General features: G+C 45.6%; 15 protein-coding genes and 3 tRNA genes. 7 read left to right on the forward strand and 11 right to left on the reverse strand.

Annotated elements, in window-relative coordinates; genetic code table 11:
* Positions 1-40 precede the first annotated feature (40 nt).
* From CWB99_RS02515 to CWB99_RS02535, 5 genes are all read right to left on the reverse strand, one after another.
* Positions 41-117 (reverse strand) — tRNA-Val (locus tag CWB99_RS02515).
* A gap of 33 nt (positions 118-150) precedes the next feature.
* Positions 151-227 (reverse strand) — tRNA-Val (locus CWB99_RS02520).
* Between the two features lie 33 nt (positions 228-260).
* Positions 261-337, reverse strand: a tRNA-Val gene (locus CWB99_RS02525).
* Between the two features lie 126 nt (positions 338-463).
* Positions 464-1,450: a DUF3080 family protein gene (locus CWB99_RS02530; RefSeq protein WP_138552594.1), complete on the reverse strand. Its 987-nt coding sequence runs from the start codon at positions 1,448-1,450 to the stop codon at positions 464-466.
* Positions 1,422-2,777, reverse strand: a complete 1,356-nt coding sequence (locus CWB99_RS02535) for an MATE family efflux transporter (protein WP_138552593.1) — start codon at positions 2,775-2,777, stop codon at positions 1,422-1,424. Before CWB99_RS02535 ends, CWB99_RS02530 begins: the two co-directional genes overlap by 29 nt.
* A gap of 138 nt (positions 2,778-2,915) precedes the next feature.
* On the opposite strand from CWB99_RS02535, the gene CWB99_RS02540 reads away from it, so the two are divergent.
* Positions 2,916-3,557, forward strand: coding sequence for a riboflavin synthase subunit alpha (locus CWB99_RS02540; RefSeq protein WP_138552601.1), 642 nt, complete (start codon positions 2,916-2,918; stop codon positions 3,555-3,557).
* Positions 3,558-3,759: 202 nt separating this feature from the next.
* Here CWB99_RS02540 and CWB99_RS02545 read toward each other — a convergent pair whose 3' ends face one another.
* Positions 3,760-3,963 (reverse strand): CPXCG motif-containing cysteine-rich protein, encoded by a 204-nt coding sequence (locus tag CWB99_RS02545; RefSeq protein ID WP_138545590.1) that lies wholly within the window; start codon positions 3,961-3,963, stop codon positions 3,760-3,762.
* 78 nt (positions 3,964-4,041) lie between these two features.
* Entirely contained in the window at positions 4,042-4,896 is an 855-nt protein-coding gene (locus CWB99_RS02550) for a fructosamine kinase family protein (RefSeq protein WP_138552592.1), read from the reverse strand.
* 135 nt (positions 4,897-5,031) lie between these two features.
* Here CWB99_RS02550 and CWB99_RS02555 point away from each other — a divergent pair, with 135 nt between their 5' ends.
* Positions 5,032-5,724, forward strand: coding sequence for a DUF445 domain-containing protein (locus CWB99_RS02555; RefSeq protein ID WP_138552591.1), 693 nt, complete (start codon positions 5,032-5,034; stop codon positions 5,722-5,724).
* A gap of 103 nt (positions 5,725-5,827) precedes the next feature.
* On the opposite strand, the gene CWB99_RS02560 is transcribed toward CWB99_RS02555, so the two are convergent.
* A complete protein-coding gene (locus CWB99_RS02560) occupies positions 5,828-6,187 on the reverse strand; it encodes a DUF3718 domain-containing protein (protein ID WP_138552590.1) in 360 nt (119 codons plus the stop codon).
* A gap of 610 nt (positions 6,188-6,797) precedes the next feature.
* On the opposite strand from CWB99_RS02560, the gene CWB99_RS02565 reads away from it, so the two are divergent.
* From CWB99_RS02565 to CWB99_RS02580, 4 genes are all read left to right on the forward strand, one after another.
* A complete protein-coding gene (locus tag CWB99_RS02565) occupies positions 6,798-8,180 on the forward strand; it encodes an amidohydrolase (protein WP_138552600.1) in 1,383 nt (460 codons plus the stop codon).
* A 10-nt stretch (positions 8,181-8,190) separates the two neighbouring features.
* Positions 8,191-9,432: an amidohydrolase family protein gene (locus tag CWB99_RS02570; protein WP_138552589.1), complete on the forward strand. Its 1,242-nt coding sequence runs from the start codon at positions 8,191-8,193 to the stop codon at positions 9,430-9,432.
* A 162-nt stretch (positions 9,433-9,594) separates the two neighbouring features.
* Positions 9,595-10,665, forward strand: a complete 1,071-nt coding sequence (locus CWB99_RS02575; RefSeq protein WP_138552588.1) for a sensor histidine kinase — start codon at positions 9,595-9,597, stop codon at positions 10,663-10,665.
* 4 nt (positions 10,666-10,669) lie between these two features.
* Entirely contained in the window at positions 10,670-11,494 is an 825-nt protein-coding gene (locus tag CWB99_RS02580) for a LytR/AlgR family response regulator transcription factor (protein WP_138545584.1), read from the forward strand.
* A gap of 75 nt (positions 11,495-11,569) precedes the next feature.
* Here the strand turns inward: CWB99_RS02580 and pyk are convergent, their stop codons facing one another.
* The gene (pyk, locus tag CWB99_RS02585) at positions 11,570-13,003 is read right to left on the reverse strand and encodes a pyruvate kinase (RefSeq protein WP_138552587.1); all 1,434 of its coding nucleotides are present in this window, start codon (positions 13,001-13,003) and stop codon (positions 11,570-11,572) included.
* 320 nt (positions 13,004-13,323) lie between these two features.
* On the opposite strand from pyk, the gene gndA reads away from it, so the two are divergent.
* A complete protein-coding gene (gndA, locus tag CWB99_RS02590) occupies positions 13,324-14,697 on the forward strand; it encodes an NADP-dependent phosphogluconate dehydrogenase (RefSeq protein WP_138552586.1) in 1,374 nt (457 codons plus the stop codon).
* Positions 14,698-14,763: 66 nt separating this feature from the next.
* Here the strand turns inward: gndA and ansA are convergent, their stop codons facing one another.
* Positions 14,764-15,774, reverse strand: a complete 1,011-nt coding sequence (gene ansA, locus CWB99_RS02595; RefSeq protein WP_138552585.1) for an asparaginase — start codon at positions 15,772-15,774, stop codon at positions 14,764-14,766.
* Positions 15,775-15,863: 89 nt separating this feature from the next.
* Positions 15,864-17,735 (reverse strand): signal peptide peptidase SppA, encoded by a 1,872-nt coding sequence (sppA, locus tag CWB99_RS02600; protein ID WP_138552599.1) that lies wholly within the window; start codon positions 17,733-17,735, stop codon positions 15,864-15,866.
* Positions 17,736-17,873: the final 138 nt, after the last annotated feature.

Consider the following 17,873-nt stretch of genomic DNA (forward strand, 5'->3'; position numbering starts at 1 on the left):
CGGGTGTACAGAGGTATTCATTGTGACTTATCAAATAAGTTGGTACGACCGAGTGGATTCGAACCACCGACCCCCACCATGTCAAGGTGGTGCTCTAACCAACTGAGCTACGGTCGTACAGAGGTGTGTATTGTGACTTATCAAATAAGTTGGTACGACCGAGTGGATTCGAACCACCGACCCCCACCATGTCAAGGTGGTGCTCTAACCAACTGAGCTACGGTCGTACAGAGGTGTGCATTGTGACTTATCAAATAAGTTGGTACGACCGAGTGGATTCGAACCACCGACCCCCACCATGTCAAGGTGGTGCTCTAACCAACTGAGCTACGGTCGTACATTGTTGAGCTGATATGACTGTTTTGTTGCATTAAGTCACTTGCCAACGGCCGCTAATATATAGTGAGCGTTCAGTGGGATCAAGTAAATTTGCTAAATTAATGTTTGTTTGCACTTTTTTCGTTCATACCGGTGCAACTTTACACACTTTGTAGAAGCGTTGCCACCACTGTGCATGCTGTCGGCTTGACGTTTTCAGTTCATCCATCAGCGCTTCAGCATGATTTGGGTAGGGCGGGTAAGGTATCGCCGCCGAAATTTTTGCTACGGAGTTACTCAATTCCTGTAGCTGATTACTCAGTTGAGCTTGATAAGGTTGCAATGTCGAAATCGAAAACTTATTAAATACGTTATGCAATATTTCGGCTTTGCGTTTGTTTTTTCCTTCAGGACATACAGTTGTTTGTAGTTCTACTTGCGATAACCATGCCGTTAAAGCCTGGTTCCAGTTAATTTGCTTGCGTGCACTGGTCAGCAAAGTCTGAGCATAGGGGTTGTTATGCAGTTTTCTGAGGGCAGGCGTGATACGTTCTGGGTCAATGTTTTCTGGTGTTGACAGGGTGTTCGCGATTGATGCCAAAGTGGCAAGGCCTTCATTGGCTCTGATTTCATCGTCTGAGCCACGTTTATCGATCTCTGCAAATGTTAGTCTGCTAAATTGGGTGAGTTCTTCTTCGGCAGAAAGCATGAATGCGAAATACTGAGGCAGGGCCGTTCGCTTGTATGCGGCAGCTTGAGTTAAAGTGCGTTTGACGTCAGGATCGCTGGTTCTGTCGTCGTCAACACATTGATCTGCCAGCTGGATAAACCGCACCTGATATTTAAAGACCTCACTGGGCACGGCTAGTTTGCCGAGTTGGTTGTTGTGCATCGCAACGTCCTGAGCCAGCGCACAGTGTCCCAGGTTGGCAAGCTGTAAAACAGACAGTCTAAAAGTGGCTTCAGGTCGTGTGGCACGATAGGCCTCCAGCGGGGTTGGCTTTGCTATCTGCAAAGGGTCCAACGCCAGCACATGTGCTAGCCTGTCGGCATATTCCTGGTTAATATCACTAGCCACCGGTGCACAAGCGACCAGTATCACACTAAACAGAGTCAGGGCGTAACGTATCAAGCCGTTTCCTCACAAAATACAAAAGCAATATCGCAGCACACGTCAGGCCAACAATAATACCGACCCAGAACCCTCTGGCTCCCATGGCTGACGTCAGGATATCTGTTTTTGCCAATACAAACCCCAGACTGAAGCCAATCAGCCAGTAAGAAACAAAGGTCACTATGGTGATAGGGCTGGTGTATTTTAACCCACGCAAAACCCCGTTTGCAGCAACTTGTAAGGCATCTGGGAGCTGATAAATACATGCCAGTACTATGATGCCGGAAGCCAACACCGCAACCTCTGCGTTTTGAGTATATACCCAGGCAATTTCGTTGCGGATCACAAAAGTAAAGGTGGCAACAAGTACGGAGACCACGACAGCACACACAAAACTGGTATAGACCGAATTCACCAGCCGCGGATAATTGCCTTCTCCGGATAGCGTGCCAATACGAATTGCGATTGCCATTGATAAGCTAAGTGGCAGCATAAACAAAATGGTAGTGACACTGGCTGCAATTTGATGCCCAGACACTGCAATTGCACCCAAGTCTGCAATAAACAAAGGAATACAGGCAAATAAAGTGACTTCGAAGAAAGTAGCCAGGCAGATAGGCAGGCCCAGTTTTATAATCTGTACGAGTGTAGTTGGGCTTGGGCGTGCAAACGCTTTTATCAGCCACTTTCCATCCAGATATTTGTTGTTAAAGCTATACACCAATTGCGCTGTAGCCATCACCCAAAACACCAGGGTAGTTGCCAGGCCACAGCCTGCGCTACCTAGTGCGGGCATACCCAGCTTCCCGTATATAAACACATAATTGGCAAAGACGTTGACTAACAGGCCTAACAAACTGATGTACAATGCAGCTTTGGTATTGCCAACACCCTCAGTCACGTTGCGATAGACAGAAAACAATAAGAAGGCCGGGAGTCCCCATTTTACAAAATCGATATATTGCTGCGCTAAACTGGTTATGGCTTCGGCGGCTCCAATCTGAGCAAAGATCAGTGGCGTAAATGCGCTGGCGATAAAGCCGAGTGAAGACAAAACAAGTGCCAGATAGATACCTTGCTGAAAATAGGTTTTTATACCCTCTCGCTGTTTGGCGCCATCACAGTAGGCAACCATACTGGTGATGGCGAGCAAAATCCCCTGCAAAGAAAAAATCATTGGGTTCCAGGTACCGGTTGCAATTGATAGCGCAGCGAGGTCCTCAGCACTAACTTGTCCCGCCATCATAGTGTCGACAACGGACATTAGCACTAAGGTTATCTGGGCAAAAAAGACAGGGGTGGCAAGGCGTATCAGGCGCTTAGCTTCCCATAAAGCGAATTTCATATTAAATCTGAACTTCCTAAAACGTTAATCTTAAATAACTTCTTAAAAACTTACCACTTTTATCCGATGAACGCGCAGTTTAATCTGATGACTGTTTGCGATACACTGCGCGCCATTATTCTCGAAAATCTGAGCGTTATGTTTACCGGAATTGTACAGACTCAAGCGACGGTGGTTAGTGCCGTATTGCGTGAAGGGATCATGAAATTAGTACTATCAGTTGATAGTCGATACCTGGAAAAGTTAACTCATGGTGCCAGCATTGCAATCAACGGCTGTTGCCTGACCGTGACTGACTTTGAAGTGAGAGGGGCTGATGTTGTTGGCCAGGTGTCTTTTGATGTGATCGATGAGACGCTCAAACTGACCAACCTCTGTGGTTTGCAACAGGGGACCCGGGTTAATTTTGAGCGCTCTGTGACCTTTGGCACAGAGTTGGGCGGGCATATAGTGTCTGGGCATGTGCATTGCCAGGGGGCAATTGAACAAATCATTCAGGATGCGGACAATTGCCGGATCAAGCTGGCCATTGATGACCAGTGGATAAAGTACATTCTTTATAAGGGATTTATTTGTGTGAACGGTGCGAGCTTAACAGTCGGCAAATTGGAAGAAGGGGGCTTTTGGCTTCACCTTATTCCTGAAACTTTGACCTTGACCAATTTAGGTGTGGCCCACGTTGGTGATGCGCTGAACATTGAAGTCGACCAGCAAACATACACAACAGTCAATACCGTAGAGCACTATTTACGTAAAAACAGAGGAAGCTTCTCTTTATAATATTAGTCCGCCTTATTGAAGTGAAAAGCGCCGACGATAACGGTGTTTTTGCGTACTGTTATTGGAGGGATAAATGCGTGGCTTGAGATCTGAGATACAGGTAACCAACAAGCATTTGTCACTCAAATATTGGGCCTTTTAGCTTCAAAAGTGACGGAGCTACTCAGGTTGATTGGTATAAAACAGGCACAATCCGTGCCTGTTAAAATACTTGTTCGTCGTCTGAGTCTACCTTCAGTTCAAGTTTGTTGATCGCATAGTCGATATGCATATTTAAGTGAATTGGGTTGCAACAGGCTGCGCAATCTTCATAGTAGTCCTGATCACCTTCGCTGGCGTCGAGACTAACAAAGATATGATGACCGCAATGCGGGCAACTAATACGTTGGTCATACAGCTGCTTCATGAGTTTACTCCAACGAGTTTTCCATTTTTCGCATTAATAACTATAGCAGCATTGTCGATTATTACAGTAAAGTTGCACTTATTTGTATAGGGTTTCGATGTGACTGGCCGCTTGTTTCAGGTAGTCTCCTGCAAACATATTGGCATGGCACAAAAGTGGGTAAAGTTGATAGATACGGCGACGACCCTCGTATCCATCCAGACGCGGATAAACACTGTCGTATCCTTCGTAAAATGCCGGGGGTAACGGCGCAAATAGCTCACTGGCGGCCAAATCAACCTCTCTGTCGCCATAGTAACAGGAAGGGCAAAACAGGCAGGGCTTTCCTTGAGCAAAAGCAATGTTCCCGCGCCAAAAGTGGCCGTGTAACAAAGAAGGGGCGACCTGATGAGGGAGCATAGGCTTAACTTCCTCAACAAACTTGTCTATGTCCACAAGCTTGATGCCTTTCTCAGCCAATAGTTGTAGCTGCCAGGCTATCCGTTCTTCAGCGAAAAACACTTCCCACTTTTTGTGCCACTGGTTTGGTTGTGCCAAGTCAAAGAAGTAGTTGTCTTCCTCAAGGCCATACATTTGTTGCTCGTGACGTGCATGCAATTTCGCTAAAGTCGTCCCACAGGTAAACCAATCTTCTACCTCTCCCGACGTTTCCAGCCACTCAAGTACTAAAAAGCAAAACTCTATACTTGAGCCAATTGCAATCGTATCTGCTATCAAAAAATCACTATCTCGGATCAGAGTATCATGGTTTTTAGCTTCACACTCAAAACGTTCGAGGGCCTGAATGTGGTCCACTTTGACTAAGTAGCAGTGATGGTCATTCTCTATTTTGAATAAGCGAGCTTGCCCATTGCAGGGCAATTGCGTTTTACGGGTAAACTCGAAGTGTTCATGAATTGCCTCACTGATATACTGATTTACGAGATTCCACATAGTACCTTCACAGGTTGAGTACCACACATACCCTAAACTATGGTCGATTTTTGCTATAACACAAATACTTGTAGACAGATTTAAATTCACTACAATATGCGGCCGAACAAAATACTCAGATCACAAGAGGCAATAATGAGTAAAAGTCTAGCGACGAATATCCTGGCCGCCGCGGTTGTACTCATTGGCTGGTTAATGAAAGTCGATGTTCTGTTAACTATGGGGCTGTTTGCACTATCTGGAGCTGTGACAAACTGGCTTGCAATCCATATGCTATTTGAAAAGGTGCCTGGTCTATATGGGTCGGGGGTCATCACTATTAAATTCAGAGAATTCAAAACTGCGATACGTAAACTCATACTCGAAGAGTTCTTTAATGATGACAAGCTTCGAAGTTTTGCCAAGAAGAACGAAATTCAACTGGATCTAAAGCCGGTCATCAAACAAACAGATTTATCTCCTGCATTCAATAAGTTGGTACAGGTTATTGAGGCTTCACAGTTTGGTGCTATGCTGGCGATGGTGGGTGGAAAAGAAGCTATTGAACCGATGAAAGACAGCTTTACGGATAAAATGAAAGAAGCCCTATTCGAGATCAGTGAAGGGCCCGAATTTCAACAGCAACTATCAGGGTTGCTGACCAGCGGGCAGTCGGTTGACGCGATAAAAGTTGCCATTGAACATGCTGTAGAAGAGCGTCTGGCTGAACTGACACCTGCTATGGTTAAAAGTATCGTTCAGGATATGATCCACACCCACTTGGGCTGGCTTGTAGTCTGGGGGGGCGTATTTGGGGGAGTGTTTGGCCTGATTGCAACGGTTATCTGAGGTAGCAGGGCTTATAAGCAAACCTGATTGGTAACTTGCTGAATAACTGCGCATTGAGACATAACCTAACCTGATGTCGCAATGCGCTAACAATGATAAACACTCATTTAGACCCATATACGGCAATGGTTTTCTGCTGCTCTGACATCGCGATATCACGAATAGAGGTATCTGTGTTGGTGTCTATATTCAGCAGTTGTGCAGATTTGTGGAGGCCAAACTTTTTCGTAAACTGAGAGACACTCAAATCGTTACAGGTCAGTTTGTCTGTCACAATCTGACGACTTATGTGGTGTTCCTCTAATTCCTTACGCAACGTCAGGCGATGGTTTGCGCCGACAGCAATACACAGTTGGGTGGCAACACTGTTGTCGGTTCCAACAAACTCAACGCCTCCAGCATTGGCCGATATACTGGTTGCCAGAAGTAGTGGTGACAGGATTAGGGCCTTGGCAAATTTCATGATGTTCTCCAGGTTTATGAAAAGCTCACCACAAGTATTGATGCGAATAATGCAAAATGCTGTAACGGGACAATATCCGAATGTAATAAACTATGTCGGCTTTAAAATCTCTGAGTAACAAGCTGATTTTAATGATATAGTTGTGTCTGGCGTAAGTGAGTGCAAGAGGTTTCCTGGGAAAGTTTTTTTCGATTAACTATTTCTCTTTGTTTCATTATAGTGCTGTTTGCGTTTACTTGAACTTAGATTAATACCTGTGTCAAAACTATGTCTATGCTTCTCAGAGTGTGTCTACGGGTTGAGAAACTAGGAACGCAAAAGTGTGTTGCACGATCAATAGAGCCAAGCGCCACAATGTGGTGTTTTATCCATGTATTTTTGCTTAACTCACAGAATCGAGATAAGTGCCCGGGCTAGGCAAGTGACTTATTAATCTGATTGAGTGAATGAGTCTTTAACCCACATGAGCTTCTATTACAGGGAGAAAACTCGAAATGTGCAGGTGGCCGAGCTATATTGTGAACTGTCGAAACAAATTTGCAATTTTACGTCAATTGTTAGCCAATACCCTGCGGGGTGATCAATCACGCAGAAAAATAAGAGAAAAATGATGCAAAAATTCAAGCCAACGGCGATTGTACTTGCATTAAGTACAGTTCTTCTTGGGTGCCAAGATAAAGGACCTCAAAAAGAAAAAGTCACTATTGAAAAAAATCCATACCCAAGCACCTATCAGCCACTTAGCAAGGGCTCTACACTTATCACCAATGCAACGGTTTTGACCGGAACTGGTGAGCGTCTCGAAGAAACTGATGTCTTGCTTAAAGACGGTAAAATCAGCCAGGTAGGACAGGATCTGTCTGCCCAGGCAGACGTGACTATAGATGCACAGGGGAAGTGGGTAACACCTGGGATCATTGATGTGCACTCGCACTTAGGGGCTTATCCTAACCCTTCCGTTGAATCACACGCTGACGGCAACGAAATCACTAAACCAAATACCGCCCAGGTTTGGGTAGAGCACTCAGTCTGGCCACAAGACCCAGGTTTTAATCGTGCCCGAGAAGGAGGGATCACCACATTGCAGATCCTGCCAGGTTCTGCCAACTTGTTTGGTGGTCGCAGTGTAACGTTGAAAAATGTGCCTTCACCAACCATGCAGGGTATGAAGTTTCCAGGTGCACCTTATGGTCTGAAAATGGCTTGTGGTGAGAACCCGAAACGCGTATACGGAGGCAAGGGCGTTGCACCTTATACTCGTATGGGTAATATGGCCGGTTACCGAGCTGCGTGGGCTGAAGCAAGTGAATACAAGCAGGCATGGGAGCAATATGAAGCAGCTTATGCCGCTGGCCTGAATCCCGATGCGCCGAAGCGTGATATTCGTCTTGATACGCTTCGTGGCGTACTGGACGGTGAAATCCTGATCCACAATCACTGCTACAAAGCGGAAGAAATGGCGATGATGATCGACTTGTCCAAAGAGTTTGGTTATCACTCGGGGACTTTCCACCATGGCATTGAGGCCTATAAAGTCGCTGATCTTCTGGCTGAGAATGGAAACTGTGCGGCACTGTGGCCAGATTGGTGGGGCTTCAAGATGGAAGCCTATGACATGGTGCCGGAAAATGTTGCAATCGTGGATGCCGTTAAGAATTCTTGTGCGGTTGTTCACTCAGATTCAGACACGACTATTCAACGTCTGAACCATGAAGCGGCTAAAATCATGAATACTGCTAACCAGGCAGGTTTCTCACTGAAAGAGCAAGATGCGATTAAGTGGATCACCTACAATGCTGCTAAATCTCTTGGTATTGAAGAGATAACGGGCTCAGTCAAACAAGGCAAACAAGCGGACATCGTGATCTGGGATAGAAACCCGTTCAGTGTTTACTCTAAAGCTGAAACTGTTTATATCGACGGTGCCAAAGTATATGACCGCCATGATGAAAAATATCAGGCTGTAAGTGATTTTATGCTGGGTCAGCGCTAAGGAGTAAATGATGAAAAAGTTTAATGTTTCTTTATTGACTGGCGCACTGTTAGCTTCTACTAGTGTGTTCGCTCAGACAACGGCTATCACCAATGCAACAGTTCATACCATGACAGAGGCCGGTGTGCTTGAGGGGGCAACGGTTGTTATTGAAAATGGCACTATTACGGCAGTCAATCCTGGCAATGTGTCAGCCGATAAGACTATCGATGCGCAGGGCAGAGTATTGACACCAGGTTTCATTGGCTCGATGAACCAACTCGGGTTAGTTGAAGTCAGTGCGGTTGCCGGCTCAAGGGACGGCGGCGATGATAAAGCCGGGATTGATTTTGATGCCAGTCCTGCATTCAACCCCAGATCTTCGCTTATCCCTTATGGTCGCAAAGGCGGTATTACGCAGAATGTTGTGATCCCTCATGGTGGTAAAAGTATTTTTGAGGGACTTGCGTTTGTTGTTGATCTTTCTGGCGAATTCAACAGTGTATTAAAAACCAGCACTGCGTTAGTCATCGATATGGATGCCAGTGGCAGTGGCTCTCGTGCTATGAAGTACAAGACTCTGACTGAAAAGCTGGAAGCGCAACAAGAAAAACTAGCGAAAGGCAAAAAAGACGACAAGAAAGACGCTAAAAAGCCAAGTCGCGAAGAGCTGGTGCTCACGGCTGTGCTCAAAGGCGAAATCCCAGTTGTTGCCGAAGTAGAAAGGGCGTCGGATATCCTTGAAGTACTGAAGGTTAAGGAACAGTTCGGCCTGAAACTGGTATTATGGGGCGTCAATGACGCTGTGTTGGTGAAAGATGAAATCGCCAAAGCCAAAGTACCGGTGGTGATCAGTGCTGTTTCAAACCTACCGAGTAGCTTCAGCTCGTTGCATGCCGCTCTTACTAATGCGGGTAAGCTTGAGCGCGCTGGTGTTAAGGTCTTGCTGTCAGGGTTTGCCTTTGAAGGGGCACACAATTTGTATCAGTTACGATTTGATGCAGGTATCGCGGTTGCCCACGGCATGAGCTACGAAGGTGCATTGAAAGCGGTAACCAGTAATATTGCTGAAACGTTCGGTCTTGATGGCGGTAAAATTGCCTCTGGTCAGCGTGCAGATTTAGTATTATGGAGTGCCGATCCATTTGAGTTCAGTACAACCTTAGACAAACTCTGGATTAACGGAGAAGAGGTCAGTACTGAGTCTCGTCACGATAAGCTCAGAGAGCGTTATACTACCGACTCAGATATGCCAAGAGCGTATACTAAGTAAACGTTAAATGTGAAAAGGCCCGACAGGGCCTTTGTTATTATTTTGCTAACTTAATTTCGCTGAGTAATTTGCGTTTAATCGTTAGAAAAGCAAGACCGCTGACGCTGTTGAACAAAGCCGCCTTAGGATATAATTTGGCTAAGTCTTAAGAGGTTATAGCGTTTGAAATGGCAAGCTCTGGTCGATAATCGACAGCGATTTTTCTGGGTTTTACAAATTGCAGGCTGGATAGGCTATGCACTAGTAAACTACATCGGTTCAAAAGTATTCGAAATGCGCGATATTTATGTGTTTGTGATCGTGCTGAATGCCTATGCTGGCTGTTTGATGACGGTGCCACTGCGCTATCTGTATCGCAAGGTATGGAATGCTAAACCTTTACTGCTCATTTTTGTTGTTTTTAGCGCCTCGTATTTAACAGGCACGCTTTGGTCTGTTGTGCAAAAGTTCAACATGTGGGAAATATACCGTCACGGCTACCGGCCTGAAGAATGGTACTATTACCTGCAGCAAGGGTTGGACTCTGTTTATATTATTCTCTGCTGGAGTGGCCTCTATTTCGGCATTAAATACTATCAGTTGCTGCAGAGCGAACGCCAAAAAGCACTCAAAGCAAATACCATGGCACATGAAGCGCAGCTAAAGATGCTCCGTTATCAGCTTAACCCCCATTTTCTTTTCAACACGTTGAACGCAATTTCGACTTTGGTCTTGGTCGAAGAAAACAAAGATGCCAATCAAATGGTGTCCAGGCTGAGTGATTTCTTACGGTATACGCTAAATACCGATCCAATCAAAAAGGTGCCTCTTGAGCAGGAACTACATGCGCTAAAGCTCTACCTGAACATTGAAAAGGTGCGTTTTGATGAACGTCTGGAAGTTGAGTTTGACATTACTGAGGACGCTAAGCAGGCCCTGGTACCCAGTTTGATTTTACAGCCCTTAATTGAAAACTCGATTAAATATGCTATTGCGCATATGGCTAACGGTGGCAAAATTGAGATACGGGCTCAGGTCTTTGCCAATGAGCTATTGTTAGAAGTAGGGGATAACGGGCCCGGTGCTACAATCGAAAATGGCCAGCTAAGCAATGTACAGGGTGTTGGCATCGCGAATACCCAGGATCGACTAAAAACCCTGTACGAAAACAACTATTCATTTGTGCTTGCGCACAATACACCTTCAGGGCTGAAGGTGAATATACGAGTTCCTTTTGAAAAGGCTGAGAAGTAAAGTAATGAGCAAAATCAGAACGCTAATTGTAGATGATGAGTCCCTAGCCAGAAAAGGCCTGGCGGTGCGCTTAAAACAGATAGAAGAGATAGAGGTTATCGAGTTGTGCAGCTCAGGAGAGCAGGCGCTCGAGCTATGCGCCAGTCAGCAGATAGATCTCGTTTTTCTCGACATTCAAATGCCAACCATGAATGGTTTTGAAGTAGCCAGAGCACTCAGTGAGAGTGTGAAGCCGCTGCCTGCCATCGTGTTTGTCACTGCTTTTGATCATTATGCAGTAAAAGCCTTTGAAATTCATGCTTTAGATTACATCCTAAAGCCCGTAGATGACAACAGACTAAAACAGGCGGTTGAAAAAGTGCATAGCTATTTGAAAACACAACAAGACAATGCTCACAAGAAAAAGCTCGCCAGCTTCGTTGCCGGAATTACTGGCAATAATTGCGAAGAAATCCTGCGTAAACTGGCTACAGGGGACACCATTGAGGATAAAAAGTACCCAGAGTCAATTGCAGTAAAAGAGCAAGGCGAGATCATTCGTGTATCCGCTGCCTCGATCCAATGGATTGATGCTGCCGGTGATTACATGTGTTTGCATTGCTCTGACGGTCAGACACACATTCTGCGCAAAACAATGAAAGAGCTTGAACAGGAATTAGATCCTAAACTGTTTGTGCGTGTTCACCGGTCTGCCATTGTGAATACCAAGCAAATTAGTAAGCTGGTTACGCAAAGTAGCGGAGAGTACTTATTGGTATTGGAAAATGGCCAGGAGCTTAAAGTAAGCCGTAGTTACAGAGACAAGGTAAAAGCTGCTTTAGCGAGCTGATACGCTTTAAGCAGCAGTTTTAGCGAGTGAGGGAAGGTATCTCCGGGCAGACATGCCACCCGGATATATCACAACTTAAACGGTGACAATTTTCATTGTATTGGTTGCGCCAATAGTTTCCATAACGTCACCGTGAGTCAGGATCACCGTATCGCCTTGTTCCAGCGCACCTGTTTCTACCAGTGTATTTAGCGCATCGCGAACGGTTGATTCTTCACTGCATTGAGTTGAGTCAAAATAAACCGGATAAACACCTCGGTATAGCGCTGTCTGACCTAATGTTCTGGCATGTCGTGACAATGAGTAGATTGGCAAGCCAGAGCTAATTCTGGACATTAATTTCGCTGTGTTTCCCGATTCGGTCAGTGCCACGATGGCCTTCACTGAAGTCAGATGGTTAGCTGCATACATTGCAGAGAGAGCCAGAGTCTCCGAAGTGTCGGTAAACATGCTGTCTAAGCGGTGCTTTGAAATATGCGTTTGTGGCTGAGATTCAGCGCCCAGGCAAACACGCGCCATTGTCGCAACAGTTTCTTCCGGGTAATCGCCTGCAGCCGTCTCAGCTGACAACATAACGGCATCTGTTCCATCGAGCACAGCATTCGCAACGTCCATTACCTCTGCGCGGGTTGGCATCGGATTGTCTATCATAGACTCCATCATTTGTGTTGCTGTGATAACCGTTCTGTTCAATGAACGTGCACGACTAATGATTTGTTTTTGTTTACCGACCAGTGCAGCATCGCCAATCTCAACACCAAGATCACCACGGGCAACCATCACGGCATCAGACGCTAATACTATGTCGTCAATCGCTTCAACAGACTCTACAGCTTCAGCACGTTCAATTTTAGCGAGTAACTGTGCATCTGATCCCGCTTTTTCTGCAAGCCCGCGTACATAGCGCATGTCTTCACCGCTACGGGGGAAAGAAACAGCTATGTAATCAACGCCTATCTCCGTAGCAGTGAGTAAGTCCTGCTTGTCTTTTTCAGTAAATGCAGGCGCTGTCAGCCCTCCACCCAGTCGATTAATCCCTTTGTTGTTTGACAGTATTCCACCGACGGTGACGGTACAATGAACTTTATTGCCCACTACTGAGTCGACAGTTAATTGAATAAGTCCGTCGTTTAACAGCAATAAATCACCTGATTTCACATCATTTGGTAGCTCTTTATAATCGATACCGACAGATTCGATGGTTCCTTCACCTTTTTCGAGCTCCGCGTCCAGTGTAAACTTAGCGCCTACAGCCAGGTCTACTTTGCCGTCTTTGAAAGTGGACACCCGAATTTTCGGACCTTGTAAATCTGCCAAAATAGAGACATGTTTATTGAGTTTTTTTGCAATGTCTCTGACCGCCTGAGCCCGGTCTTTGTGATCTTGTGCGACTCCGTGGGAAAAGTTTAAGCGGACAACGTTTGCGCCTGCGCGAATGATTTTTTCTAAGTTATTATCTCTGTCTGTAGCTGGCCCAAGTGTTGCTACAATTTTTGTGCGTCTAAGCATCAGGTTCTCCTGTTGGCTTGTCTCGGTGACTTTTCTGGTTAACTTGCTGGGTTTTAAGAAAGAAATATCTTATAACCCTTTTTAACATGCAAATTAAATTATATGATCTATATGAACTGATTATGACACCGGTGTCAGGTGGCGTCAATCATGACTTTTTGTCAATGAACAACCGCACTTATCAAGTTTTGTTTAATTAACAAGCAGATGGGCGGGATCAGTTAGGTAAGCTGTACTTTGCTGTATATCCCTCTCAGCTGGGGTATAATTAAGGTGCGTTACCGATATAGTATAGAATTTGTTACCGAGGAGGAAACTTAATGCAAGTTGCATTAGTTGGTTTGGGTGTGATGGGGAAAAACCTCGCGCTAAATTTAGTAGAACAGGGCATGACATTAGTCGCCTATGATAAAAACCCGGATGCAGGTGCCGAGTTGTTGAGTTGCGCACAGTCATTGGGTATTGCCGAGCGCCTTCACATAGTTTCCGATCTTGCTGACATGGTAAAACGATTGGACACACCAAGATCCGTTTTGCTGTTAGTTCCGGCTGGTGAGCTGGTGGATAAGGTGTGTCAGGATTTAATCGAAGCCGGTGTTGAAAAGGGTGACATCATTGTTGATTGTGGCAACAGTAACTACAAAGATGGTATTTCACGTAAACTGAAATACCAAAATAAATTTGAGTTCGCCACTATGGGGATTTCCGGTGGTGCGGAAGGTGCCAGACATGGTCCGGCCATGATGGCCAGTGGCTCTGAAGGCGGTTGGGAACGTTTGATCCCTTGGTTTGAAAAAGTGGCCGCCACACATAATGGCGAATCTTGTTTCGCACGTGTTGGTCAGTCTGCCAGCGGTCATTTTGTGAAAATGGTTCACAACGGCATTGAGTACGCGCTGATGCAATTGATTGCAGAGATGTATCAGTTGTTGCGAATTGGCACAGGCCGAACGCCGACGCAAGTCGCAGAAGTGTTTAAAGAGTGGTCTGAAGGTCAGCTCAATAGTTATCTGCTGGCTATCTCCAGCCATATTCTCAGCCTGGAGAATGAACAAAATGAGTCTGTGGTTGACCTTATTGATAATAAAGTCGGTGCTAAGGGCACGGGTCTTTGGACCGCACAAAATGCGCTGGAGTTAGGTATTGCGGTACCTTCTTTAGTTGCAGCTGTGCAGGCAAGACATTTGACTAACACCATTGATACACCAGCAGCGAAAGAAATGACTTATGCAAGCCGTGCTACGAACAGTGTTGAGCTGGACCTTAGCGAGCTAAGAGATGCATTCTACTTTGCCAGTCTGCTTTGCTATCGTCAGGGTCTTGCTCTTATTAAAGGGGCATCCAGGTCGCACCAATGGAAAGTCGATTTAGATAAAACGCTTCAGACATGGCGCGCGGGATGTATCATTCGAGCAGATTATCTGGATGATATTGCCAAAGGGGTTGAGTTCATAGATACCCTGGAAGGGCCTGCAAATGCCTTGCGTAAAGTAGCTGGGCAGGCTATCCAAAGCGGCCTGGCATTCCCTGTGCTTACTTCAACGCAAACCTACATTGCAACACTGAGCACACCTAGTAATGGCCACTTAGTACAAGCGCAGCGAGATTACTTCGGTGAGCATGGTATTAAAACGCACAGTGGGGAGTCATGTCATTTGACCGACCTGACTGAGATAGCTGCTAAAGTAAGATAATCGGTGAGTGTTCAAAAAACCGGAAGTCAAATCAACTTCCGGTTTTTTGTAAACTAAAGCACTTGCTTAACGGGTCAACTCGCCACGCAGATTATCCTGCATGAGATGTCGAACCGTCTCCAATTCCAGACCTTGACTGAATAGATAGTGTAACTTTGTTAAACAGGCTTCAAGTGTCATGTCGTAGCCACTAATCACGCCACAGTTAAGCAAGGCGTTGCCAGTTGCATAGCCCCCCATATTGACCTGCCCCTGAATACACTGAGTTAGATTCACAATAACAACGCCTCTATCTGAAGCTGCTTTGAGCGCGCAGAGGATATCTTCTTGCTGTGGCGCATTACCGACACCAAAGCTAAGCAGGATGAGCGCCTTAATATCACTTTGCAGGACATTAGTTACCATGGTACTGCTAATCCCGGGGTAAAGGTGTAATACGCCGATTGGTTGGGACGCTATAGATGTAACCCGTAAGGCTTGATCGACGTAGGGACTTAACTGGCCTTCTATCAACTGAATATTAATACCAGCTTGTGCAAGCGGCGCCATATTCGGTGATGCAAAAGCGTCAAATCCGTCAGCGTGCGCCTTGATAGCTCTGTTACCACGAAACAATTTATTATTGAAAAACAGGCTGACCTCAGCGATAGGGTAGTTCGCAGCAAGGTACATAGCATTCAGCAAATTAACCTGGCCGTCAGAGCGAAGCTGAGACAAGGGGATTTGAGAACCTGTGATGATCACGGGTTTAGTCAGATTCTCAAACATAAATGACAATGCCGAAGCTGTATAAGCCATGGTGTCTGTGCCGTGGAGCACCACAAACCCGTCATACTCATCATACTTGCTTTTTATATCATCTGCTATCAGTTGCCAGTGCAGGGGCGACATATCCGACGAATCGATAAGCGGACAGTATTCATGAATGTCGAACAGGGGCATCTCTTCCCGGGTAAACTCGGCATTGCTTTTGACTGTTTCAGTCAAATAGCCGGCAACGGGGACATAACCCCGGCTGGATTGCTTCATGCCAATTGTGCCGCCTGTGTAGGCAATATAGATTTTTTTTCTTTTCATTCTGCTACCTAAAAAAAAGCCCGGAATTCAGTCCGGGCTAATTATATCAACTGCAGCATCACAATGCAGTCAAATCAAAGAGACATTCTCTACTCGGCGACAACACAGGTCGTACACAGGGTGTAGATGTTGTTAGGATCATTAAACTGTGCAATTACGGTAGCGCTATGCTTAACCTGGTTTAAAATCTGGTTCATGCCCTGATGAGCAATAGTGCTTATCTGAGTCGCCTGGTCATCCGACGATGCCAACAGTGATTGGACCGCTGCAGAGCCGAAAATATCCTGAAGCAGCTGTTCTTTTTCAGACAGAGTTTGCTCAACAGTGAATACATCGTAGTGTTCAAGGTTCGCCATTTGCGCTGCTGCCTCTATTGCCTCTTGCTTGGTGCCCAGTTTATCAATTAACCCAAACTCATGTGCCTGCGTGGCGAGCCACACTCTGCCCTGAGCAACATTATCAACATCAGAGACAGCCAGGTTTCGTGAGTCCGCAATGACAGAGATGAATTTATTGTATGCGTCTTCAACGCCCATTTGTAATACATGTGCAAATTTAGGATCCAGGCCTCGAGCTAAGGAGGAGGATTTTAGTTCAGTGGTGGCAACACCATCCGAATAGATGCCAAGCTCTTTTAGAGAATTTTCAAAAGTTAGAATGGTGCCGAATACACCGATTGAACCGGTAATCGTGCTGGGCGACGCCCAAATTTCATTGGCTGATGCTGCAATCCAATATCCACCGGACGCTGCGACTGACCCCATAGAGGCAATGACGGGTTTTCCTGCGGCTTTTATGGCCAATACTTCATTACGAATGATTTCAGATGCAAACATGCTGCCGCCGCCAGAATCGATTCTTAACACCACTGCTTTTACTTTTTCGTCCAGCCTTGCTTTTCGAAGTAGTGCCGCTGTAGAGTCTCCTCCAATCATGCCAGCCTTGCGTTTACCGTCAACAATGTTGCCTTTGGCAACGATCACGGCCACTTTATCTGTAAACGGATTTGCGCCAAAGCCATGAGATGACACGGCAGTATAATAGTCTTCAAATGCGACTTGTTTGAATCGCTTGCCATTGTCCTGAGTCCCAACCAGATCAATGAGCTTTTGATTGAATTCCTGATCGGTTTCAAGTTTATCCACCCAGCCATACTTAACAGCAAACTGTGCAGAGTCTCCGGTAACAGAGGCCATTTTATCAACAAACTGAGTTAAGGTTTCGTCAAAGTTTGCTGTATCAAATCCGCGCTTACTCGCGACATCTTGCTTGTACTGGTCCCACAGAGCGTCAAGCCACAGTTGATTCGCTTCTTTGGCTGCTGCAGACATATCATTACGAATAAAAGGTTCTACCGCTGATTTATAGGTCCCTACGCGGAAGATATGTTGAGTGACTTTGAGCTTTTCGAGGGCATCTTTAAAGTACATAGGATACGAGCCATAGCCACTAATATTAATACCACCGTAAGGGTGGATGGAGACTTCATCGGCATGGGCAGCCAGATAATACTGAGACTGACTGAAATAAGGACTATGTGCGAACACTTTTTTATTGGCTGCTTTAAATGTCTCTATGGCACTTGCAATATCGCGTAACTTGTCGAGGTGCGCATAGTGCATGTGACGTAAATCTAAATAGAGTGCCTGAATACGAGCGTCATTTGCGGCAATATTAATAGTATCAACAACGTCATCAACCAACATCTCTTTTGGCATATCTTGCTTACCAAAAATGTCTCCCATTGCTGCGTCTACGGGATCCACATAAGTGAGTTGCTCAACCAATTTTCCTGATAGGTTTAGACGTAACACACTGCTTTGTGCAATCTGTGGCTCTTTCTCAGCTGGGAAGGCAGCTATGACAGCCGCGATGATGAGGAAAAAGAACAAAAAGTTGAGAACCAGGCGACGAGAAAAGTTCAGCGCGTGCCAGATACCAAGAAAAAATTTACCGATCAATTTCAAAGCCGTACCTCTGAATATCTAAGTGGAATGTGCTCGATGTTAATCATAACTTAGTTGCTCATAAGCCGTTAGAACAAAAACGTAACTAAGTATTATTTTGCTGATGACAGGCTGAAAAACAGCCAGTTTTCT

It is taken from the genome of Pseudoalteromonas rubra (genome assembly GCF_005887095.1).
In the GTDB taxonomy this organism is placed as follows: Bacteria; Pseudomonadota; Gammaproteobacteria; order Enterobacterales; family Alteromonadaceae; genus Pseudoalteromonas; species Pseudoalteromonas rubra_E.